The 21,470-nt window shown below is 54.3% G+C and carries 27 protein-coding genes; 20 read left to right on the top strand and 7 right to left on the bottom strand.

The genetic code is table 11. The features are described from left to right. Positions 1-67: 67 nt before the first annotated feature. From D7024_RS14010 to D7024_RS13980, 7 genes are all read left to right on the top strand, one after another. Positions 68-388, top strand: coding sequence for a DUF6951 family protein (locus D7024_RS14010; protein WP_013821228.1), 321 nt, complete (start codon positions 68-70; stop codon positions 386-388). A gap of 300 nt (positions 389-688) precedes the next feature. After that, positions 689-1,708, top strand: coding sequence for a resuscitation-promoting factor (locus D7024_RS14005; RefSeq protein WP_165859376.1), 1,020 nt, complete (start codon positions 689-691; stop codon positions 1,706-1,708). Between the two features lie 157 nt (positions 1,709-1,865). Then, a complete protein-coding gene (rsmA, locus tag D7024_RS14000; RefSeq protein ID WP_121452325.1) occupies positions 1,866-2,744 on the top strand; it encodes a 16S rRNA (adenine(1518)-N(6)/adenine(1519)-N(6))-dimethyltransferase RsmA in 879 nt (292 codons plus the stop codon). A 25-nt stretch (positions 2,745-2,769) separates the two neighbouring features. Next, entirely contained in the window at positions 2,770-3,240 is a 471-nt protein-coding gene (locus tag D7024_RS13995) for a ribonuclease H-like YkuK family protein (protein WP_121452324.1), read from the top strand. 168 nt (positions 3,241-3,408) lie between these two features. Next, a complete protein-coding gene (locus D7024_RS13990; protein WP_121452323.1) occupies positions 3,409-3,741 on the top strand; it encodes a rubredoxin-like domain-containing protein in 333 nt (110 codons plus the stop codon). A gap of 71 nt (positions 3,742-3,812) precedes the next feature. Beyond that, positions 3,813-4,349 (top strand): rubrerythrin, encoded by a 537-nt coding sequence (rbr, locus tag D7024_RS13985; protein WP_121452322.1) that lies wholly within the window; start codon positions 3,813-3,815, stop codon positions 4,347-4,349. 225 nt (positions 4,350-4,574) lie between these two features. Then, positions 4,575-4,730: a rubredoxin gene (locus D7024_RS13980; protein WP_121452611.1), complete on the top strand. Its 156-nt coding sequence runs from the start codon at positions 4,575-4,577 to the stop codon at positions 4,728-4,730. A gap of 221 nt (positions 4,731-4,951) precedes the next feature. Here D7024_RS13980 and D7024_RS13975 read toward each other — a convergent pair whose 3' ends face one another. Next, positions 4,952-5,749: a glycosyltransferase family 2 protein gene (locus D7024_RS13975; protein ID WP_121452321.1), complete on the bottom strand. Its 798-nt coding sequence runs from the start codon at positions 5,747-5,749 to the stop codon at positions 4,952-4,954. Between the two features lie 127 nt (positions 5,750-5,876). On the opposite strand from D7024_RS13975, the gene yabG reads away from it, so the two are divergent. The 8 genes from yabG to D7024_RS13935 all read left to right on the top strand — a co-directional run bounded on the left by yabG (position 5,877) and on the right by D7024_RS13935 (position 13,379). Continuing rightward, positions 5,877-6,746 (top strand): sporulation peptidase YabG, encoded by an 870-nt coding sequence (gene yabG, locus D7024_RS13970; RefSeq protein ID WP_121452320.1) that lies wholly within the window; start codon positions 5,877-5,879, stop codon positions 6,744-6,746. A gap of 68 nt (positions 6,747-6,814) precedes the next feature. Next, positions 6,815-7,819, top strand: a complete 1,005-nt coding sequence (locus D7024_RS13965) for a chymotrypsin family serine protease (protein WP_121452319.1) — start codon at positions 6,815-6,817, stop codon at positions 7,817-7,819. A gap of 47 nt (positions 7,820-7,866) precedes the next feature. After that, positions 7,867-8,259, top strand: a complete 393-nt coding sequence (locus tag D7024_RS13960; RefSeq protein ID WP_125185661.1) for a hypothetical protein — start codon at positions 7,867-7,869, stop codon at positions 8,257-8,259. A 193-nt stretch (positions 8,260-8,452) separates the two neighbouring features. Further along, positions 8,453-9,493, top strand: coding sequence for a CAP domain-containing protein (locus tag D7024_RS13955; RefSeq protein WP_121452610.1), 1,041 nt, complete (start codon positions 8,453-8,455; stop codon positions 9,491-9,493). A 141-nt stretch (positions 9,494-9,634) separates the two neighbouring features. Further along, positions 9,635-11,179: a DUF3794 and LysM peptidoglycan-binding domain-containing protein gene (locus D7024_RS13950; protein ID WP_121452317.1), complete on the top strand. Its 1,545-nt coding sequence runs from the start codon at positions 9,635-9,637 to the stop codon at positions 11,177-11,179. A 42-nt stretch (positions 11,180-11,221) separates the two neighbouring features. Then, on the top strand, positions 11,222-12,301 hold the full coding sequence (locus D7024_RS13945) for an SPOCS domain-containing protein (protein ID WP_121452316.1): 1,080 nt from the start codon (positions 11,222-11,224) through the stop codon (positions 12,299-12,301). Positions 12,302-12,695: 394 nt separating this feature from the next. Further along, complete coding sequence (locus D7024_RS13940; RefSeq protein WP_121452315.1) at positions 12,696-12,998, top strand: YbaB/EbfC family nucleoid-associated protein; 303 nt, start codon at positions 12,696-12,698, stop codon at positions 12,996-12,998. Between the two features lie 12 nt (positions 12,999-13,010). Beyond that, positions 13,011-13,379 carry a hypothetical protein gene (locus tag D7024_RS13935; RefSeq protein ID WP_121452314.1) on the top strand — a complete coding sequence of 123 codons (369 nt, stop codon included), beginning with the start codon at positions 13,011-13,013 and terminating at the stop codon, positions 13,377-13,379. Between the two features lie 44 nt (positions 13,380-13,423). Here D7024_RS13935 and D7024_RS13930 read toward each other — a convergent pair whose 3' ends face one another. Then, a complete protein-coding gene (locus D7024_RS13930; protein WP_121452313.1) occupies positions 13,424-13,735 on the bottom strand; it encodes a hypothetical protein in 312 nt (103 codons plus the stop codon). A 68-nt stretch (positions 13,736-13,803) separates the two neighbouring features. After that, entirely contained in the window at positions 13,804-14,019 is a 216-nt protein-coding gene (locus D7024_RS13925; RefSeq protein WP_121452312.1) for a hypothetical protein, read from the bottom strand. Between the two features lie 121 nt (positions 14,020-14,140). On the opposite strand from D7024_RS13925, the gene D7024_RS13920 reads away from it, so the two are divergent. Next, positions 14,141-14,686 (top strand): hypothetical protein, encoded by a 546-nt coding sequence (locus D7024_RS13920; RefSeq protein ID WP_121452311.1) that lies wholly within the window; start codon positions 14,141-14,143, stop codon positions 14,684-14,686. A gap of 91 nt (positions 14,687-14,777) precedes the next feature. Then, entirely contained in the window at positions 14,778-15,224 is a 447-nt protein-coding gene (locus tag D7024_RS13915) for a DMT family transporter (RefSeq protein ID WP_121452608.1), read from the top strand. Here D7024_RS13915 and D7024_RS13910 read toward each other — a convergent pair. The 4 genes from D7024_RS13910 to fliK form a co-directional block, all read right to left on the bottom strand. Further along, positions 15,213-15,941 (bottom strand): ZIP family metal transporter, encoded by a 729-nt coding sequence (locus D7024_RS13910; RefSeq protein WP_243113802.1) that lies wholly within the window; start codon positions 15,939-15,941, stop codon positions 15,213-15,215. The two genes, D7024_RS13915 and D7024_RS13910, sit on opposite strands and share 12 nt — an antisense overlap. A 141-nt stretch (positions 15,942-16,082) precedes the next feature. Beyond that, positions 16,083-16,631, bottom strand: a complete 549-nt coding sequence (locus tag D7024_RS13905; protein ID WP_121452310.1) for a L,D-transpeptidase family protein — start codon at positions 16,629-16,631, stop codon at positions 16,083-16,085. A gap of 172 nt (positions 16,632-16,803) precedes the next feature. Beyond that, entirely contained in the window at positions 16,804-17,073 is a 270-nt protein-coding gene (locus D7024_RS13900) for an EscU/YscU/HrcU family type III secretion system export apparatus switch protein (RefSeq protein ID WP_121452309.1), read from the bottom strand. Between the two features lie 20 nt (positions 17,074-17,093). Continuing rightward, a complete protein-coding gene (gene fliK / locus D7024_RS13895) occupies positions 17,094-18,035 on the bottom strand; it encodes a flagellar hook-length control protein FliK (protein WP_121452308.1) in 942 nt (313 codons plus the stop codon). 262 nt (positions 18,036-18,297) lie between these two features. On the opposite strand from fliK, the gene D7024_RS13890 reads away from it, so the two are divergent. The 3 genes from D7024_RS13890 to D7024_RS13880 all read left to right on the top strand — a co-directional run bounded on the left by D7024_RS13890 (position 18,298) and on the right by D7024_RS13880 (position 21,409). Then, complete coding sequence (locus D7024_RS13890; protein ID WP_121452307.1) at positions 18,298-19,134, top strand: cyanophycinase; 837 nt, start codon at positions 18,298-18,300, stop codon at positions 19,132-19,134. 182 nt (positions 19,135-19,316) lie between these two features. Next, entirely contained in the window at positions 19,317-19,928 is a 612-nt protein-coding gene (locus tag D7024_RS13885; protein ID WP_125185660.1) for an HD-GYP domain-containing protein, read from the top strand. Then, complete coding sequence (locus tag D7024_RS13880; RefSeq protein ID WP_121452305.1) at positions 19,928-21,409, top strand: GGDEF domain-containing protein; 1,482 nt, start codon at positions 19,928-19,930, stop codon at positions 21,407-21,409. The genes D7024_RS13885 and D7024_RS13880 overlap by 1 nt, the downstream gene beginning before the upstream one ends. Positions 21,410-21,470: the final 61 nt, after the last annotated feature.

Raw genomic sequence — 21,470 nt, 5'->3', positions numbered from 1 at the left:
ACCAGGGTATTTATTTTATAATTAATTAGCTAAAGTTAGGTTTTTTCCGGGAAGAGGGGTAGGCGACATGGCCAAAGCCAAAGTTATGGCTGGCGCCTGTGGGTTTACCAGTGTGATAAAAGTCACGAAAATAGGCAAGATGAAGGTGAGGGTGCAGATTATCAGCGCCTGCCAGGACCTGCGCAGTTTAAACGAGGACCTGGCTGAGGTAGACTGCAGCCGCAATGTCTTCGGCAAAATGATCGATTCGGTAATATACCAGAAGGCCAGCAAAAGGCTAAAGCATCCCGACTGCCCGGTGCCCTGCGCCATCATCAAAACCATTCAGGTGGAACTGGGCGGAGCCGTTCCCAGGGACGTGATCATTAAAATTGACGCCCATGGTTAGGGTGAAGAAACTGAAGACGTAGTGCCCGGTTACCACGTCGTCCCGTAAAAACGGGACTTTTTTCATTTAGAACAATAAAGGGAACAAGGGAAGCTCCGGTTCATTTTGCAACCTTCCTGCATAGGATAAAGCAAAAGGTTCTGCCGGCAACCTCTTAAAAGTTTAAGATATGCCAACAACTTGATGCTGTTTGTCGACATAACATTTTCTTTTTAGCGGCAGGAAATTGATTCTTGCACCGCGAATAATACCCAGTAATTCAGCCAGGTGGGAAACAGCAAATGTAAAAGGAGGGATAATGTGGAATGGTCTACCCTCGGTCGCCCGCGAAATCCCTTTCGTGGTGGTATCCATCCCCGTAATTTCCGCCTAACTTTGCTGTCCCTGTGTCTGTTTCTCGTAGTCGTAGTGGGTAGCCTGGTCTTTGCCGGGTATGCCTGGGCGAAAAAAAATATTACCCTGGTGGTGGATGGACGGGAAATTACTTTAGAAACCCGGGTCAACACAGTGGGGGATCTTTTGGAAACACAGGATATCCAGTTAGGTCCCCGGGACCGGGTGGAACCCGATCTTGCGACGCCGGTTGCCGAAGGAATGCGGGTGGTAGTTAAACGGGCAGTGCCGGTTACGGTAACTGCTGGCGGGAAAACGTTAAAGCTGCTCACTGCAGCATCCACTGTCCGGGAAGCACTTCAAGAAGCAGATATTGTGCCGGGTAAGGAAGACATAGTTACGCCCGGTCCCGAAGAAGAAATTCGTCCCGGAATGGCCATTCGCGTGATCAGGGTGCGCCAGGTGGCCAGGGAGATAATGGTGCCTTTGCCCTATTCGACCCGTCGGGAACCAGACCCCAACCTGATGCGCGGGCAGGTAAAGGTGGTCCAGGCCGGCCGGCAGGGAAAGGAAAAGCAGCGCTGGGTGCTGGTCTATCATGACGGGCAGGAAGTTAAACGGGTCATGGAAGCCAGCCAGGTGGTTACCCCGCCCGTGGACCGGGTTGTCCGGGTGGGTACGCTGCAGCAGGTTTCCCGGGGCGGCCGGGACATCCGGTTCAGCCGGGTAATTGATATGGTGGCTAATGCCTATACTTATACGGGTAACAATACTGCCTCCGGAGTACCCCCGCGTGTTGGCGTAGCGGCAGTGGATCCCCGGGTGATTCCCCTGGGTACCCGCCTTTATGTAGAGGGTTATGGTTATGCCACGGCTCTGGATGTGGGTTCCAGCATTCGAGGGAACCGGGTTGATCTGTTCATGGAAAGTGCAGCCGAGGCCAGGCGCTGGGGTGTCCGCCGGGTGAACGTTTATGTTTTGGATTAAGATATTGTTGCAAGCAGGTAAACTGCACGGTTCAAATTTGTTAACAGTATTAAAACCTGGTTAAAAAAGGGGTAAACGCCCCTTTTTTAAATTTATTAGGGAAAACAAATAGGGTATAATATGAGTATGTTAATAACTGGCGAGTGAGGGTTCGGGAGTGTCCGAGCAGGTTTCTTTCGGCCGGATAAGGGCCATTTTAGAAAAGCACAACATTCGTTTGCGCAAGTCGCTGGGACAAAACTTTTTAATGGATGGTAATATCGTGCGTAAAATCGTGACGGCCAGCCGTGTTGCGCCCGGGGATGTGGTAGTAGAAATAGGCCCGGGGGCCGGTACCCTTACGGCGGCCCTGGCCGGCACCTGCGCCCATGTGGTAGCCGTGGAACTGGACAAAAGGCTGTTACCCGTGCTGGAAGAGGTTTTGGGCGGTCTGCAAAATGTCACCGTGGTGTCCAAAGACGCCCTGGAAGTGGATTTCGACCAGCTGGTGGCCAGGGCCACGGGAGCAACAACCTACAAAGTGGTGGCCAATCTCCCCTATTACATCACCACCCCCCTGATCATGCACCTTTTACGGGGGCAATCCGGTGTTACCGAAATGGTGCTCATGATCCAGCTGGAGGTTGCCGACAGGCTTGTGGCCAGGCCCGGAAGCAAGGACTATGGGGCGTTTACTGTTACGGTGCAATATTACTGCCGCCCGGAGATTCTCTTTCGTGTTCCCCGGACGGTTTTTTTTCCCCAGCCCGAAGTGGATTCGGCGGTGGTCCGGCTGGCCAAACGGCAGGAACCGGAAGTGGCGGTTGATGATGAGGATCTTTTTTTCACCCTGGTGCGCGGGGCCTTTGGCCAGCGACGCAAAACGCTGGCCAACGCCCTGGCGGGGGCCAAAATTTTTCCCGGCTGGACCCGGGCGATCTGGGAGGAAGTCTTAAAGCGGGCCGGCATTGATCCCCGTTGCCGGGGCGAGACCCTGGGGCTGGCAGAATTTGCCGCCCTGGCCCGGGCCTGCCGGCAACGCCTGATGGAATGCTGAATTAAGAGGCTATGGGGAGGTAGCCATGTACTTTACCAGTCCTACTAAAGGAAGGTTAACCTTTGAACAAATGATGGCCGATATCATGGGTTATATTACCGGCCTGCCCAGTTCGGCTTACAAGATTATTATTGGTTCCGATTCCCAGGTGAAACAGGAAACCTGTTTCATCACGGCTGTTATTGTCCACCGGTTGGGCAAGGGCGCCCGCTATTACTACCGCAAAAAGATCCAGCGCAAAATTAAAAGCTTAAGGCAGAAAATCTTTTATGAAACCGCCCTGAGCCTGGAATTGGGCGGCTTAATTGCCAGGCATTTTGCCGAGTGCGGCCTGGACGATTTGCAGGTAGAAATCCACATCGATGTGGGTACCCATGGCGAAACCAGAGATCTGATCCGGGAAGTGGTGGGTATGGTCACGGGCAGCGGCTTCCAGGCCAGGATTAAGCCCGAAGCCTATGGTGCTTCCAGCGTGGCCGACAAGCATACGAAATAGGTTGCTCTTCCGGTTGGACTAGTCCATTTTTTCGACAAATTTATTAAAAATTTTTAAGCAAAAATGGAAAATTAACCCTTGATGGTAAGGATAATTATTACTATAATATAGACAAGGCATTATCAGCAGGGTTTTTCAAAATAATTGTCGAAGGAGGCCGAAAAAACAATGAAATGGCGTTGTGGTGTTTGTGGTTACATCCATGACGGGGATCAACCCCCGGAAAAATGTCCGAAATGTGGTGCCCCGCGGGAAAAGTTCACCCAATTGACTGATGAAGAAGCCAGGCTCATCGATCGTTCCCGCTACAGCAACAATCTCCACGCCAAACTGATTGCCCTCATGCAAAAGGTGGAAGCCCTGGCTGATGAAGGCATCAAGGATAATCTGGATCCCGGCTGCCTCACCATGTTCCAGGCGGCCAAGAAGCAGGCCCAAATTTTGGCCCAGATGGCCAGGGCCGAAATCCAGACCCACATTTCCAAGGGCAAATGGGGTTAAAATTTAAATCTCATTGAGTTATTAATTAGTTTAATTAATTTAAAAAATAAACAGGGGAGGATGATGATTGCATGAAACCGCTTGCCGGTACCCGTACGGAAAAAAATTTATGGACTGCTTTTGCGGGGGAATCCCAGGCCCGTAACAAGTATACATATTTTGCTTCCGAGGCCAAAAAGGCCGGCTACGAGCAGATCGCTGCCATTTTTCAGGAAACGGCCGATAATGAAAAGGAACACGCCAAGCGCATCCTGAAATTCCTGGGAGGCATTGGCGATACGGCGGCCAACCTGGAGGCTGCCGCTCAAGGGGAGAACTATGAATGGACCACCATGTACAAAGAATTTGCCGCCGTGGCCAGAGAAGAGGGCTTTACCGAGATTGCGGCCTTTTTTGAAGGCGTGGCCCGGGTGGAAGAGGAGCATGAAAGGCGTTTCCGGGCCCTGTTGCAGAATTTGAGGGAAGGAAAAGTGTTCAAGAAAGAAGGGTCGGTACGCTGGAAGTGCCGCAACTGCGGGCACATCCATGAGGGTGCCGAGGCGCCGAAAGTATGCCCGGTATGTAATCATCCCCAGGCCTTTTTCGAGCTGCTTTGTGAGAATTATTAAATTGAAAAAAAGAGGGATTTGGCTTTGAAAAAGATTCGCTACTTTTCTTCTACGAGTTACGCCAGCTGGTGCCGGAGCAGGAACGTTCCGCCGTGGATAAGTTAATCCATGAAGAGCAAAAACACATCCGGCGGCTGGCCGGGCAAAAAAAGGATCTTGCTTGAACCCCTGCCTGCCCCGGAGGAGGTTGCGGGTCGGCAGTTAAAAATCTTACGAGGTGAGAACATGGACAGGTGGGTTTGCACGGCATGTGGTTATGTATACGACCCCGCGGAAGGAGCTGAAGGCATCCCCCCGGGCACACCCTTTGAGCAACTGCCCGATGACTGGGCTTGCCCCCTGTGCGGCGTCGGCAAGGATATGTTTGAAAAAGAGGCGTAAATACTAAAAATGGTGGCCTTCCGGGGCGGTTGTCGCCCGGAAGGCCTCATTTTTAGTAAATGTTCATTGAACCCGCTATGGTGCCGCCCAGCACTCACCCAAATATGACTCTGCTCCTGATATTTCAGGTTTAATTGACACTTCTGCTTTTATGTAGAGCTAGTATGTCAGTGAGTGCTGGGTCCACGCTCACCTGCTCCGCGCCCGGCACTCACGTTGTGTCAACCTTCCGGCAAACTGAAAGCCTCCAGTAAATCAAACCTTCTCTCAGTATGATAGCCCAGGTAGGTGACACCGTTGAGGCTGCGTTCCCGGGGCAGGCCGCGGGCCAAATTTATAGCCTCCAGGCAATCGCCGATGATGGTTTCGGCAATGCGCCGGGCATGCACGGGGCTGCGGAAAGGGGAACCCAGGTGCCGGTGGGCAATGGTGGCCTCCACCCCGATTTTCAGGCCTTTTGGGGCGGCCAGAGCCAGAGCTACCGGAGGTACGGCCAGCTCCCGTAAGGGTATCTGGCTAAGGAACTTGCGGGAGACGGCATGGGGGCCATGGGAGGGGGAGGCCGGCCCTATTAATTGGGCCAGGCCCAGTTCCCGGTTTAAGGCCAGGCGTATTTCCAGCAGGTAGCTGGCCAGGTCGGAAAGCCGGCCCAGTTCTCCGGCGGGGTAACAGTTGGTTAAGGCCAGGTCTACTCCTTTTGTGGTTACCGCCATGACCAGTTCCCGTAACACGTTCACGATGTCCCCGTCCATATCCCCGTCTACAAAGAGGACGGCCTGGGCGCCCAGCTTTTGGGCCTGGATTGCTCCCACCGCCCGGGGTATGTCAATGCCCAGGGCATCGGCAAAAACCAGCGGTTTTACCAGCCGGGAGGGATAATCCCGGACAATTTGTTCCGAGCAGTCATTACATCCGTTGAGTACCGGGATCACCAGGTCCACCGGTACGGCCAGCAGGCTCTTTAAAACCTTTTCCAAAGATGGGGCTTCGTTTTTCACCGGAACCACAGCTACCAGCATTTAAATCTCCTTTCTCAAGCCGACTGATATTTAATTTATGTAACCATACTGGTGCTCGTTACCAAATGTCCTCACCTTTTCCAGAGGTTCCAGCATAAAATGGGGAAAAAGTGAGGAGGAAGCCGCCGTGGAAGGAATCAAGGTCGGGGACATAGTGGGGCGGATTTCATACGGGTGCGATATCTTTTTTAAAGTAGTGGAGTTAACTGTAAAAGAAGATGGTAAAAAAAGTGCCCGTTTAAAGGGGCTGGATAAGCGCCTTTGTGCCACTGCCCCGGTGGAGGACCTGCGCAAGTTTGAACCGGCCGAGGTTGCTGCCTTCTGGCATTCGTTTATGACCAAAAATCACGAACATATGAAACGCATTTTTAAGCGCCGGGAACAGGACCGGCAGCGTTTAGTCCGGAGCAACGACGTGGTTTCCAATTTAGGCAGTTTTGATGTTCCGGGTTCGGTGCTGCATATAGATGGTGACGATGACTACCTGGATCTATGCTTGACTACCTACCGTCAGCTGGGCATACCGGCTTCTGGCTACCACATCGATGAGGAGAAACAGCCCGAGGTGGTTATCGAACTGTTGCAGAAACACCGCCCCGATATACTGGTGCTTACCGGTCACGACGGCATTGAAAAGGACACTCAAAATTTTTCCGACCTGAACAGCTACCATAACTCCCGTTATTTTGTGGAAGCAGTAAAAAAAGCGCGTTTGTATGAAAAAAGCCGGGATGATCTGGTCATTTTTGCGGGGGCCTGCCAGTCTCACTATGAAGCCATACTGGATGCAGGCGCAAACTTTGCCAGTTCACCCCACCGGGTTCTCATTCATACTTTTGACCCGGTGTTTGTGGTGGAAAAAATCGCCTATACATCAATATATGCTCAGATCGCTTTACAGGACATTATAGCCGGGACCATTACCGGGTTTCCCGGTATCGGTGGAGTGGAGACCAGGGGAAAATACCGCCTTGGGTTGCCTAAATCCCCTTATTAACAGGTTACGTCACCCCTTCCATTCCTTGTGCATATGATGGCACAAGGACCTTGAGGAGGGGTTTTTTTATGGAGAAGTATTTTCGCGTCCTGAAAAAATCCCGGGAAAAGCTTTTGCAGTTGCCCAATGTAACCGGGATAGGGGTTGGCTTCAAACAGGTGTCCGGCGAAACCACCAATCGCCCCGCCCTCATTATCTTTGTAAAGAAAAAGGTGCCGTCCGAGGGCCTGATACGCGCACAACGGGTGCCGGCCTACATTGGCGGATTCCCTACCGATGTTATAGAGATCGGCGAAGTCAGGCTGCTTTCCCTGCGCACGGCTAAAGAACGGCCGGCGCGGCCGGGAATGAGCATCGGCCACTACAAGATCAGCGCCGGTACCTTTGGTGCGGTGGTGAAGGACCGGGTTACCAAAGAGCCGCTGATTTTAAGCAACAACCACATTCTGGCCAATGCTACCGACGGGAAGGACGGGCGGGCTGCCATAGGGGATCCCATCCTGCAACCGGGTCCCCATGACGGCGGTCAGGCCAGGGACCGCATTGGCACGTTGTTGCGCTTTTCGCCCCTGTTGCGCAGCGTCCAGGAAACTGAATGTCCGGTGGCAGAAGCCATGGTAAGGGCGGGCAATCTACTGGTTCACCTTGTCAGACCTCACTATCAGTTAAAAATGTTAAAACATTACCGGGGTGCCAATATTATCGATGCTGCTGTAGCCCGTCCGGACAGCCCTGGCTTAATTGACGATGAGATTCTGGAAATTGGGAAGGTAGAAGGTGTGGCCCATGTGGCTCCGGGTCAAGGAGTGATGAAAAGCGGTCGCACCAGCGGGGTTTCTGAGGGTGCAGTTACCGCCATTGGGGTAACCCTGGAGGTGGAGATAGGTAATGACGAAAAGGGCTGGTTTACTGACCAGGTGGTCACCGATATGACTTCCCGGCCCGGGGATAGCGGTTCTTTAGTGCTGGATCGCGAGAAGCGGGCCGTGGGGCTTTTATTTGCCGGTTCGGATAAGTATACGGTTTTTAACCGCATTGAACAGGTGCTCTCCCAGCTGGAGGTAGAGTTTTAAACAGCTTGTTGCCTTGAGCAAAGGTCGTAGCTAGAGGTGAAGCGGTGGTGATTGATCATTTTCTTCCAGGTGGTGCGGAGGTTGCCCTGGTAATGCTGGGGGGAAAAATCCCGGCCATTGGACCGCTGATTGATACCCGCCAGGAAGCCGTAAGAATAGCCCGCTGCTTTATGGACAAAATCGATGCCCTGACTGAGCGCTCCCGGTCCTTTCAGATAGTGACCGCACGCCAATCTGATGGTCGCTATGCCCTGATTTTGCAGGGTGAAGGAGTGGTCACGAAAGTATTACATAATATAGATGAATTGCTGCTATGGCGTTTTCGCAAGGCCTTTCGACGGGGCCTGTTCATCTTAACGGTTTTTTTTAAAGGGGATACGGGAGTGGAATGCCTGGCAGTTACCGAGGGACTGGGAGCGGTTATTTATACCCCCGGCTGATGGAAAATTACAGAATACCCCAGTGGACGCAGAAGATGTATAATCAGCCAATAAAGGAGGGTATCTGGATCCTCTGCTAATTTTATGGCAGATTACGTCGAAATAGCGCTTTTGCCGGAAAGTGGCTTTATTTGATAGATTAGATAAAAACGCCCGGGACAACCAGGGCGAAAAAAAGAAAAGGAGTGTGGTCATGAACAGAAGCGTGAAGTCGCTGGTTGGTGTGATTTTAGGTGCGCTGTTGTTATGGGGGCTTTTTCTTTCTCCGGCCCTTGCCCAGGCTGCGGTTCCCTGCAGTTCTAACTTTTTAGACAGCCGGGAGGGGCAAAAAGTTCCCGCTCCAGAAGCCACCCTGGGCGTCCGGGAGGCAGCCCCAACTCTGGAAGAGAGCCGTATGCTGGCACTGGTTAACCAGGAGAGGAGCAAAGAAGGCCTGCCGGCCTTCCGGACCGATTCCCGGCTGGTGGAACTGGCCCGGCAGAGGGCCGGCGAGATGGTGGACAGGGGTTTTGGCGGATTGTCCGGCTCACTGCCCCAGCTGTTAAAAGCGAAAGGGATCAGTTACACTTATGCCGCCCAAACCCTGGTTCTGGCCCAATCGGTGGACAGCGCTTACCGGGCCTTAATTAAGTCTCCGGACTACCGGCAGGATGTATTAAGCACCAGATATGACCGGATAGGGGTGGGTGTAGCCCGGAAGGGTTCCAGACTGTATATAGTGCAGCTTTTAGCAGGTGGACAGGGCGGGTTGTCCCAGCCACAGCCTTCGCCTCAACCTGCACCTCAGCCTGTGTCCCAACCTGCGCCTGAGCCTGATCCACAGCCGGTACCGCAGTCCGGGCCGGTGGACGGTCTTACGGTGGACGAGCAGCAGATGGTCCAGCTGGTGAACCAGGAGCGGGTACGCTACGGACTGGCCCCGCTGAAGGTGAACATGGAGCTGGTGAAGGTGGCACGGCTCAAAGCGAAGGATATGGTGGAGAAGGACTATTTCAGCCATACTTCTCCCACCTACGGCAGTCCCTTTGAAATGATGGGCCAGTTTGGTATCACCTATCGTTATGCCGGCGAGAACCTGGCGGGTGCTCCCACGGTGGAGATTGCCCATAAAAGCTTAATGAATTCACCCGGCCACCGGGCCAACATCTTAAACGCCGATTTTAAGGAGATCGGCATCGGAGTGGTTCCCAGTCCCCGCTACGGGAAGATTTTCGTGCAGATGTTCACTGGTTGACTGGATTTATCCAGCAAATCTCCCGGTTTGCAATTAACCGGGAGATTTTTTCTTTTTCTGGGGGATTGCCAAAATTCCGCACATTAATTGGCACGGCTCATATATATATTATAGACCACTTTGAAAGGAGGAGTATGCCCCATGGTTGGAACCGCCGCAACGGTCACGGAACGGTTGCGGGTTAACCAGGTGGTTAGCGAAGACACGCAACAGGTCGTGGTTCGCGGCAAAATCACCGTACCCGACCCAAAACCTGACGTGCAAAAAATCCTTTCCACAGATAAATCAGCAAGGATCAAGAAAATTGAACTGGTTCCGGACAAGGCAATTGTGGAGGGGACCCTGACCCTGCAAATTGTTTACGTGGCCTTTGAACCTTCCCAGTCGGTACACCACATGCACCAGCAGCTCTCCTTCACCACTTTTGTGGAACTTCCGGGGGCCAGGCCGGGCATGGATGTCACGGCCAGGGTTACGGTGGAAGATGTCAGCATCACCCGCAGCTCCAGCGACCCCCGGCAGTTTGATGTAACCGCCGTTCTCAGTGTTTTTGTTAAAGTGACCCAGATGCAGGATGTGGATGTGGTTACCGTGTGTCCCTCCGGGGCCACCTGCGAGGTGGAAACCATCAAGGTAGCCCATGTGGTGGGCAGCGGGACCAGACAGGTTATCGTCAGCGAGGAGTTTCATGTACCGGATGAAAAGCCGCCGGTGGAAAAAATCCTGGAAGTGGATGCCACTGCCGGGATCACCGGCAAAAAGATCATTAAAGATAAGGTCATCATTGACGGTACGGTGACCGTCCAGGTGCTGTACGTGGCTGCCGAGCCCGACCAGCCCGTTCACCAGCTCCACCGGACCTTCCGCTTCAGCGATTTCGTGGAAATACCCGGGGCGAAACCCGATATGGATGTACGGGTGGATGTCAAAGTGGAAAGTGCTGACGTGGACATTCTGGATGGCGACCGGTTGCGGGCCGACGTGGTCTTGATGCTGACGGCCTTTGTTACCGAGCCCAGGCAGATCAACGTCATTACGAAGATCACCGGCGTCCAGGCCACCATGACCAGGCTCAAGATTGATCATGTGGTGGGAGAGGACAGCACCCAGGTGGTGCTCCGGGATACGTTTGAGACTCCGGACCCCAAGCCCGATGTAGAGAAAATTATTGACGTTTCCGTCCAGGAAGTTAAAGTGACCGAAACAAAGATTATTAATGATAAAGTAATCGTCCGCGGTTTTGTGGACGTACACCTGGTTTATGTGGCTAAAAAGCCGGACCAGGCCGTCCACGCCCTGGAACGGCGGTTGAATTTCCGCACCTTTGTGGAGATTAAGGGTGCCCGGGAAGGCATGGACGTGGATGTGCGCCCGGTGGTGGAGTTTGTTTCAGCCGACGCCGAGGGGCCGAACGTCACCCTGGAAGTGGTGCTCAAGGTAACGGTCAAGGTGACCGAGTCGCTGCAGCGGGATGTGGTTGTCTCCATTGCTCCCGCTCCTCCCGTGATCTGCCCGCCGGGGCAAACCATCGATTATGTCGTACAGCCTGGGGATACCTTCTGGAAAATTGCGCAGCAGTTTGGCACCACTGTGGAGGCAATCAAAACAGCCAACCCCACTAAAGATCCGCATAACCTCCAGCCCGGGGATGTAATTAAGGTTCCCTGTCCTCCTGCCAAGGGTTAATTTAACCAGCCATCTTTATTTAAAAATAAGGAGGTAAGTCTGATGCCCATCGAGTATGTCTATACCGAGCCGGAAGAGGTAATGTGCCTTAAGATCAAGGTACCGGTGGTACTGGCCGAGGAAGAGGTGCAGGTGCTGGTGGATAGTACCGTCACCCTGCCCGAGCTGGCCAAGAAGGTGGATCATATTGACGCCCGGGTGGAAGACCTGGAGGCCGAACCGGTATTCATCCACGAGAGCATCGGCCACTGGTTCCCCAAAATCAATCACGAGTGGAAAAACCATTTCAAACACGTTGTCGGACATGTAGCTGTGGTCAAGAAGATTATTGTTAGCGGGGTGCTGCACAAGCAGATCTTTTATGTCAATAACCGGGATGAAGTAAAACATTTTGCTGAGAACGTACCCTTTACCAAGATGATTGATCTCAAAGAGCCCCAGGCTATACTCCGGGAAGATGATGTCATGGTGCAGTTTCCCAAGCCCAAGTTTGATATTACCTGGGAGCTGGTCCGGGCCAGCCGCCTGCACCAGGTCGGCGTGATTATCGTGCGGGTCAAGGTGGTGGAAGAGCGGCAGATCTTCGTGCAACTTTGCCCGACACCCGAACTCTGTCCTCCCGGCAACCTGCTGGAAGACCCCAGCTTTGAACAATGGGCGGGCAATGTGCCCATCTTCTGGGGCGCTACGGCCAACGTCACTCCCACTACCATAGTTCACAGCGGCACCCTGGCCGCCGAATTAGGTGCTGCCGCTCCTGCAAAAACTGCCGTCGTTTTCCAGACCGTGCGCCGGGCCATAGCTCCCGGCAGGGCTTACAAGCTGACCTTCTGGGCCCGGGAAAATGTGGCTTCCGCTGCTCCCGTCAGTGCCTTCAACCTGGTGGCGGAGGTACGCTTCTTTGACCGCAACGGGGTGCAGATTGACGGCGCCGTCCAGAGCATTGGCAGCGTGAACATTCCTGATAACAACTACCAGCAGTTTACCCTGAACATACCTGTTTCCCCAGCCGGTGCCCGTACTGCTCTGGTTCGTTTCACCTTTAATCCTGCTACCGGAAACACCAACACGGTTAAGATCGATGATGCCAGCTTTGAGTGTATCGGAGGTTTCCCGGCCTGAGATAGAAGTAAATCAATAACGGCTCTACAACGATATAAAGCAAGTTAAAGGATAAGCGCTATTTTGCATTTTCGACAAATAGAGCTGTTCACCACAGCTTTTCTTTTTGTCCACAGGCTGAGTTATCCCCACTTTCCAACTACCCTGTTTTGGCTCCCGCTCGCTCCGGTGAGCCTCGCGGGCCAAACTATTGCTCGGCTCAAAGCTCCGGCAGGCTTCCCGGCAAATTCGGCATCCTGCCTCAGTTGCCGGCCTCGGGCATCCATGCCCTCGGGCCTGCCTTCGCTTTTCGCCTCGCTAAGTTTGGCTGGCCGCTCAGCTCAAGTCGCTCGCTACCGAGCCAAAACAGGGGCTTTAAAAAACTGGGGATACTTCAGGTCCACAGGAGGGGAAAATGGTGTTCTTCAACACGCCCAAACTGACCCAGCAATTGCAGGAGTTACAGGAAGAAGCCCGGCGTATTGTGGTCACGAAAGAGGCACCCCAGGGGGCATTGCGCCTGACAGTGAACGGGCTGCAACAGGTGCTGGAGGTAAGTTTTGGCCCCACTGCTCCGGCTTTAATGGACCGGGGGGAACTGGCGGTGGTGGTCCGGGATACCTTTAACGAGGCCCTGGCCGAGGCGCGCAGGCAGCTGAAGGACGAAGTGGTCAAAATGACGGGGATAAATTTACCCCACCTGCCGGGACTGTTTTAGGGGGGAGGTCAAATGGGGGAAAAGGGGCAACATCAGGGTCTGGAGGCAACCCTTTTTCAGTTGCTGGAACTAAAAGGGCAGTCAACAGATCCCCTCATTTTACTTAGCCTGGTGAACCTGATGGGGCTGATCAATCTCATGGGATACCGCTTCGGGATCCAGGGGCAGGAAGCAAAAGTGGAGGCCGGCGGAAAGGGTGTTACCGGACCTTCCCGGGCTGGTAACCGGGAAACGCCTCCTCAGCTGGCCAATTTCCTTGGCAGCCTGCTGGGTCCATTAAACCCTCCCCGTTCCCCGGCAACACCTTCCACGGAAGGAAGTGCCCCGGCGTCAAATGAGGGACCTGCCGCCTCTTCCGGGGGAAAGATGGCTAAAGACTAAACTAATAAATATAGGGGTTCCTGGTGGGGAACCCCCAAGTATTTTTAGGGGTTTTGGTTTTCCGGCAGTTGAGTATCCGGGAACTTCACCCCGGCGGGGGGTGCCGGTTCCGGGCCTACCGGGATGCCGGCGGGCAGAAGTGTGGCAGGCTGGCTTGAGCTCGCCCCTTCGGCCAGTTGCATCATGCTCACATGCAACGCTTCCAATCCCGCGCGCATGGTTTTAAGGGCATTCCGGGTGGCTTCAAGAAAAGAGGCCAGCTGGCTTAAACGGTCTTCCATATCCGATCTGGTGAATAACATGAGCAACAAAGGGATCGAAAGCGGGTGAAACTGTCCACTGTAAGATTCCGACATTGCAAAACCTCCTTCCCCTGTTTCTACCATTTTTATGTTTGGAACCTCAAGCTCTGATAGCCCGAAAATTATTCCCGGTTCACCTGGCTTGAAGGCCGTACCAGACTTGCGTGGAAGGTTTCCATCCCACTCCGGAATATCTGTACAGATTGTTGGGTGGCATGGAGCAGCGAAGTCAGCTGGGCTAATTGTTGTTCCACGTTTGGCCTGGTGGAGAGTATCAAAAGGATAAGAATTAGAAACAGGGTGAAGGGGTTATTGGGCTGGAGCGCCTGGTTTGCCACCTTTTAATTCCTCCTTTCGCAATGCTTTTTCTAAGTTATACTACGTCGTAAAAGCCTATCCGGTGACAGCAACTTTTGCGCGGGAGGTGAATATACCTGATAGAGGAAGGGGGATTAATGAATGGCCGAAGAAAAGGCAAAGGGACACCATCTGGAACAAGTGCTTTTTTCTTTGCTGGATTATCAATCAAAACAGGGAGCAAGCCATGACGACACCATGCTGATGCTCGGGCTTTTGAACCTGCTGGGGATCGTGAGCTTGATGAATAAGCAAATGGGCGGCGTAGCTTCCCAGGCGGTAATGGCGGGTCCTAATCCCATGCTCAATACCCTTTTACAGATGATGGGCGGTATGCCGGGCGGCCCGCCGCCGGGTCAACCGCCTCCCCCGGAGCAGAATGCCCCTCCTTTACCGTTAAACCCGGCCTTGTTGATGGCGCTGATGAACCAGCAGCCTGGACAGGGGCCTGACCCGGCCATGTTGCTCAGCCTTTTGGGCAGCATGATGGGCGGCCAGGGGGCACCCCGGCGTCCGCCGCCGGCGGTTCCGGCATCCATGGGTGAAAGAAAAACGGTTTCGACCCCCGCCGGAGGTAGTGAGGTGAAAGGGCAGGTAATGAAATGGGGGTCGCAGCTGGAAAAAGAAAAGCGGACCGATGCTAGATAAGGGCGGCCGGCTCCTCAGGGGCCGGCCGCACATAATTTTTGCCCCGGGGAAGAACATTAACAGCGTAGACAAAAGTGGGGGGTATGACTGGTTGAGCGTTAGATTACTGGCTCTGGCTATTGCCGCCCTCTCCGGGGTGACCATGGCCGTGCAGGGGTCTTTAAATGCGGCCCTGGGCAAAGTGATCGGATTGCTGGAAACTACCTTTGTGGTTCACCTGGTGGGACTGATCCTGGTGGCCGTGCTTTTATTTGGTTTTCACCTGGGGGACGGCCGCCTGGCCGACTACGCCCAGGCTCCCTGGTATTACTACCTGGGTGGCATGTTGGGGGTTTTGATCGTCTATGCGGTAGTGCGCAGCATTCCCAAGGTGGGAGTGGCGCCGGCCACCACGGCGATTATTATTGGGCAGGTGCTCACCGCCAGCTTAATTGATCACCTGGGTCTGTTTGGCCTGGAAAAGCTTCCCTTTACCTGGCACCGTGTGGTGGGCACCCTGCTCATGGCCGGGGGAGCGTGGTTTTTGTTAAAAAAATAGGTTCAGGAAGAACACCAGGACAATTCCCCCAAAAAGTCCCAGATAGGCCATGGGCGGGTGCAGGCGCAGGCATTCGGGCAGCAGTTTTGCTTTAACGATGTAGGCCATGGCCCCCGCGGCCAGGGCCAGGAGGGAAGAAAGAAAGGCCGGGGAGGCCTTAATCAACAGCAGGCCCAGCCAGCAGCCGAAAGGAGTAACCAGGCTTACCAGGCCGTTTAATGCCAGCACATGTCCGGGGGAAAGCCCTCCGGCAGCTAAAGGAGCCGCTGTGGCCATCCCTTCGGGGATGTTGTGCAGGGCTATGGCCAGGGCGAGAAGGGGGCCCAGGTGGGCAGGTTCGCCAAACCCGGCGGCAATGGCCAGCCCTTCCGGCAAATCATGCATGGCAATGCCTGCGGCGATGAGGTAGCCCATTTTTAAATACCGGTAATCGTGGACACAGGCCCGGTTTTCCGGGCTAAAAATAAGGTCCAGAGCAGTCATCAATAAAAGGCCGGCGGCAAATCCCAGAATGGCCTGGAGTAAACTTCCGTATGTCAATGCTGCCGGGATTAAATCCAGGAGCACCACCGCCAGCATTACTCCCGCCGCCAGCCCTAGAAAAAAGGAAAAGGATCGCCGCCCCGGGCGGCCCCAGATCAGCACCAGCGCTGCGCCCAGGCAGGTGCTCAAACCGGCAAAAAGGGCCATTAACAGTACCGTAACCAAAATATTCACCTGCCAGATCGAGTTCGTGGGATATAATTTAAAATGTGGGCGGCGACTGTTATTTCGGAAGGATAGAATGGATGAGCGCCGCCCAAAGTTTTTCCACTGCTAAATTATATTAAATCTGGCAGGCGGATAATACCAGAGGTATTAAATGGCTGATTGGGAGCCTGGAAGGACTATCACCTGCCCGGGGTAGATTTCATTGGGGTTGGCCAGGCTGTTCAATTCAATCAGGATGGAAAGGGGTACAGCAAACCGGCGGGCAATCTGCCACAGGGTATCCCCCGGCTGGATCACGTATGTTTCCCCGGGGTTGCTCTGGGCAGCGTTTGTTCCCGTTACAATGCGTACAGGGGTGCCGATCTGCACCTGGGGGAAGAGTTCCTCAATGTGGTGGTTGTACATGCGGATACAGCCGTTGGAAACGGCCTTGCCAATGGAGCCGGGGTTATTTGTCCCGTGAATGCCGTAATTACCGCCGGGAATATCCAGCCCCATCCAGCGGGTACCCAGTACCCCGCCGGGGTTGAGCATTTTGTTTACCACGTGGTAGTCCCCGGTGGGTGTGGGAGTTTCCGGCTTGCCCACGGCCACCGGGTAGGTGCGCACCAGGGTATCTCCCTGGAAATGATGCAGCCGCCTGAGGGCCGTTTCCACCAGCAGGTGGGTACCGGCAGTGACTCCTTTGCCCGACATTTTTGTCGTTCCCTCCTCGTAATCCCGGAATTTGCACCTCCACATCATGATATGAAGGAGCGGCGGATTTTGATTTAACCACAGTTGTTTGAGCGAGGATCAGGAGCCATCAGCCTGCCCGCTGGATTGACCGGCGGTAAACATGGGTCAAGTACGGGCAGGTCAAATTGCCTTACTTTGCCTTCTGCTCCATCCTGTACACCCAGGCAATGATCTCGGCCACCACCTGGTATAACCCGGGCGGTATTTCCCGGCCGGCGCCCAGGCCGGTGAGGGTCAGGGCCAGCTCCGCATTGTGGTAAACGGGTACGTTGTTTTCCCGGGCCAGTTTTTCAATTATTTCGGCTAATTGCCCGCGACCGGCGGCCACCACCCGGGGAGCGGCATCCTTTTCCGGGTCATAGGCCAGGGCTGCGGCGGCCTTAGGTTTATCCTGGGACATGGCGGCAGCTCCTTTCGCTTTTAAACCAGCGCGTTTACGGGCCGGTAGGGCGGCGGTTCGTGGGGGCGCAGCAGTTCGCAGATACAGGAGATCTTTCGTGCAGTGACCTGAATATCATCAATGGAATACCCCAGGGCGGCCAGCCTGTCCCTTAACTCCCCGGCAGCCTTTTTAAAAAGGGAGATGAAGTTTTCTTCTGCCACGGCCACCCTGGCCGTAAGTCCCTCCTTGCCCGGGGTCAGGTAAACCCAGGTTTCCCCAAGAACCGGGGTTTCCACCCGCACCACCAGGGCCAGGGGTAAGTCCTGTTTACCTTTCTTACCGGCCCGGCTGTCTACCATATACAGCTCGCCGTGTATTCCCTTCCCGCGAAAGGTGAAAAAGCTCACCATTTCCTGGTTCGGAAAAATTGGTACCGCCTGGTTCAACACCTCCTGCCCCCGGGGAGTGGCTTCTTTGCTTCCCAGGAGGTAGTCCAGGGCCTGCTTCACCTTGCCCGGGTCAAAGCGTAAATCCAGGGTTTCCAGCCACACCCGGGCGGCCCAGAAGGCCGCCCGCTCCCGGGGAGGTAGATCCCTGGCTGCAGAGAAAAGCATCTCCACCAGGGAGCGGTCCAGGGGCAGCTGCCACTTGACCATTTCCTGCAGCAGCTTTGTGGTTTCGGGCCCGGCGGGCATGCCCAGGACTTTGGCCATGGTTGTCAGTGCCGCGTTCTGGTCCGGTGTGCCGGTGATGTGCTGCAGGTGCAGGGTTCCGGCGGCAACCTCACGCACCAGGGCCCAGAATGTGGCCGGTGGGGAGGGTATTTCCCCCGTGGCCGTGAAGGTCTGGCCGCCTATGCGCACCGCGGCGAGACCGTTTTCCACCCTCAGGACCTCCACCTGCACCATTTGCCCCGGCTGCAGGGAGTTTAGCGGTTGCAGTTCGGTGCCGGGTCTAAGAAAAATGCCCGATATTTGCATAGGGACAGCTCTCCTCAATCCTATCACAATCAACCTGTTCATTTACAGTGTTTCAGTTAACCTGCGCTCATCTACAATGCTATTTTACCAAACCGGGTGTTTTATTTCGTTAAAAACTAATTCAAACAGGAAAATACAGTTGTATTCAGTGGAATGGATAAGCTTCCGGGCATAAATTACCCGGCTTTTTTGTTGTGGATGATTAATTTTTTTGGTGCGGCGTAAAACAATTGTAAATGGGTTATCAAGCGGGGTGTCTTAAATGGCAGTAAATGGACTCTTGCAAAAAGGCCCCGGAGGTCCCCTGGTGCTCATCGGCGGGGCTGAAGACAAGGACGGGGAATGCCGCATCCTGCGCGAGTTCGTCCGCCTGGCCGGGGGAGAACGGGCAAGCATTGTGGTGATTACCACGGCCACCCGTCTGCCCGGGGAAGTGGGTGAGGCCTACCGCCGGGTGTTCCTGCGGCTGGGGGCAGGGGAAGTTTTGCCGGTCCACCTGGACAGCCGGGAAAAGGCCGGGGACCCCTGCCATGCCGCCTTTTTGCAACGGGCCACGGGCATTTTTTTTACCGGTGGGGATCAGTTAAGGATTTCCAGAGTCCTGGGGGGAACCCTTTCCGAGCGCAGTTTGAAGGCCGCCAGCCTTGGGGGAGTGGCGATCGGCGGCACCAGTGCCGGTGCGGCCGCCATGGGCGAGATCATGATCGCGGGCGGCAGGGGCGGACGTTCTCCCGGAAAGAATACGGTGAAAATGGCTCCCGGCCTGGGGGTTATTGGCGGCGTGGTGATTGACCAGCATTTCGCCCAGCGGGGGCGCATCGGCCGGCTTCTTGCCGCCGTGGCCCATAATCCCCATGTTCTGGGTATCGGTATTGATGAAGATACGGCCATCATAGTTACGCCGGACGGTCGTTTTAACGTGCTGGGTTCCGGCACGGTGACGGTGGTGGACGGGCGGACCATCACGCATACCAACGCTTCCGATTTACACCCCCAGCCCATGCTGGCCCTCACCGGGGCAACCCTGCACGTTCTGCCACAGGGTTACGGATATGATTTTAAATCCCAAAAACCTTACTCCCCCGGCAGCAGTTTTTGAGAAGGAATTTTATAAAAAACGTCGAACAAAAATCATGTGGAACTTTTGACGGCAGAAAGCCGGAGCTTTCCTGACTGAGCCGGGGTTTAAAACTGCGGATTATTAATTAGGCCACGAAGGCTGGTTCTCTAGCTTTTTGGAGAGGAGCCTTTGTGGCCTTAATTTTTGGGGAGGGGATATTTGTGAATGTTCTCCCGGCCGGTGAACCCCCTTTGTTGTCAACGGTTTATCCTTTTTTAGAACGCTTTTTCCCCGAACTTGCTGTTTTCCCGGAATTGCTGATGCACAGTGTGCGCACGGCAAAGTATGCCTTTCGATTGAGTTGCTTCCTCGGGCTCGGCAGGCCCCGACTCCTTTTTGGGGCCGGAGCCCTGCATGACGCAGGCAAACTGCTGGTGCCCCGTTATATTTTAGAGAAGTCCGGCCCTTTGCTGGAAAGCGAGTGGGAAATGATAGTGCGGCACCCCCTGTGGAGCTTTGAACTGGTGGAAAGCAGGTGCCGCGGGATCCGGGGCCTGGGGGGTATCCTGGCTGCAGTCAAAGCGCATCATGAGTCCTGGGATGGCACGGGCTATCCCGAGGGCCTGAAAGGTAACGGTATTCCCCTGGAGGCGAGAATTTTAGCCCTGGCCGACGTGTTTGATGCTCTAACCTCTCCCCGGCCCTACCGTTCTCCCTTGAGTTCGGGGGAAGCTCTTAAAGTGATGGCAGAAATGGGGGGTAAAAAACTGGATCCCCACCTGTTTCAGAGAGCGCGGGCTTTCCTGGCCTGTTTTAAGGAGGAAGCGGTTTGATGTCAGGGAGTGGGAGAAGGCGCAGTATAATTCAAGTATTTACCGTGTGGTTCTTTACCCTCGCCCTGGTTCCCACCTTGCTGGCTGTTTATGCTACAGCCAAGTACCTCACCTTACAAACCGTTGCCTGGGCAAATAGATACCTGACCCAGATGGCTTTATACGAAAGCCAGATTATTTCCCTTTCCCTGAAGCACACTCTGGGAGAAGATGGATTTTTCTTCTCTTTCCAGGGAGAGAGGATTGCAGCCAGTAAAGGCGGGCTGGTAAAAAGAATAGACCCGGCCCAACTCGGGCCTTTGTTCCCGGTGGAACCGGAGCCTGCCCAAATTTTTGCCCCCAGATTTCTTTTTGGATTTGGTTACCAGCCCAAACTGCGGCTCAGGGAAATGCCGGTCATTTACCTGGAAGATAGTAATGGTGCTGTTCTTTATCTGGCCGGGAAAAAAGAAAAACCCTCCTCCCGGGACAGGTTGTTACTTAAGGCCTTCGGATTGAAAGAAAACCTGGAGGTCGGCGCGCCGGTGCCGGGAACCAACCTCAGGGTAAGGGCTTGGGCTTCAGTGGGAGGGCTTGTGGAGGAACCTTTGCGGCAATTGTGTGTTCCTCTCGGCGGTACACTTATCCTGGTGATATTGCTGTCAACCCTCCTTTATCCCCTGGCTGCGGCACAAATAGTATATCCCTTAAAAAATCTGGCTGAACGCTTGTCCCGTTTCGATCCATCAAAAAAGGAGGATATCTTTCCAGGCAGCAAATTTCAGACCAGTGAGTTGGCCGGGATTGCTTCTTCCTTTAACAATATGGCCTTACGGGTACGGGACACTCTGTCCGAACTGGAGCAGAAAGTAAAAGAACTGGAGGAAAAAAACGAACTCCTCCACCAGGCCCGGCGGCGACTGGAATGGCTGGCCAGCTATGACCCCCTTACAGGCGTTCTTAACCGCAGGTCTTTTATGGAGCGGTGCTTGTATTTAATCAGGGAAGCGGGGGGCGAATTTCCCCACGTGGCCGTCTTGATGATGGACGTGGATAATTTTAAAACCATAAATGATTGTTACGGGCATCCGGTGGGCGATATGGTCCTGAAAAAAGTAGGGGAATTGTTGAGACATCAGGTCAGGAAGGATGATCTGGTGGGGCGGTACGGGGGTGATGAATTTGTCCTGTTCTTTCTCGTTCACCAACCGGGAGAATTTAATGTCCTTGCCCGGCGCATTTTTTCCTCTCTTTGCTCTGCGCTGGCTTCCGTGTCGGAACCGGAACTGAATGTCTCCGTCAGCATGGGTGGAGCAATTGCCGGACGTGTTTTAATTGATGACGACCGCGACCTGGAACGGCTCATCAGCCTCGCTGACCAGCTTCTTTTGGAGGGCAAGCGCCGGGGTAAGAAGACGGCCCTGATCCGGTGTGCGGAAAACTTGTCTTTCATAACTGAAGGAAAAACGAACCACTGTGGTTCCAACGGGAATAACATGTGAAACTGGCCTGCGAGGGTGGCCTACCACGAGCCGGCGAATTTTTGGTCAAAGGTAGGATATG

This window comes from Desulfofundulus salinus (genome assembly GCF_003627965.1).
GTDB classification, from domain to species: Bacteria; Bacillota; Desulfotomaculia; order Desulfotomaculales; family Desulfovirgulaceae; genus Desulfofundulus; species Desulfofundulus salinus.
The sequence above is the reverse complement of the archived record's forward strand: the minus strand, read 5'-3'. Positions and strand labels throughout refer to the sequence as shown.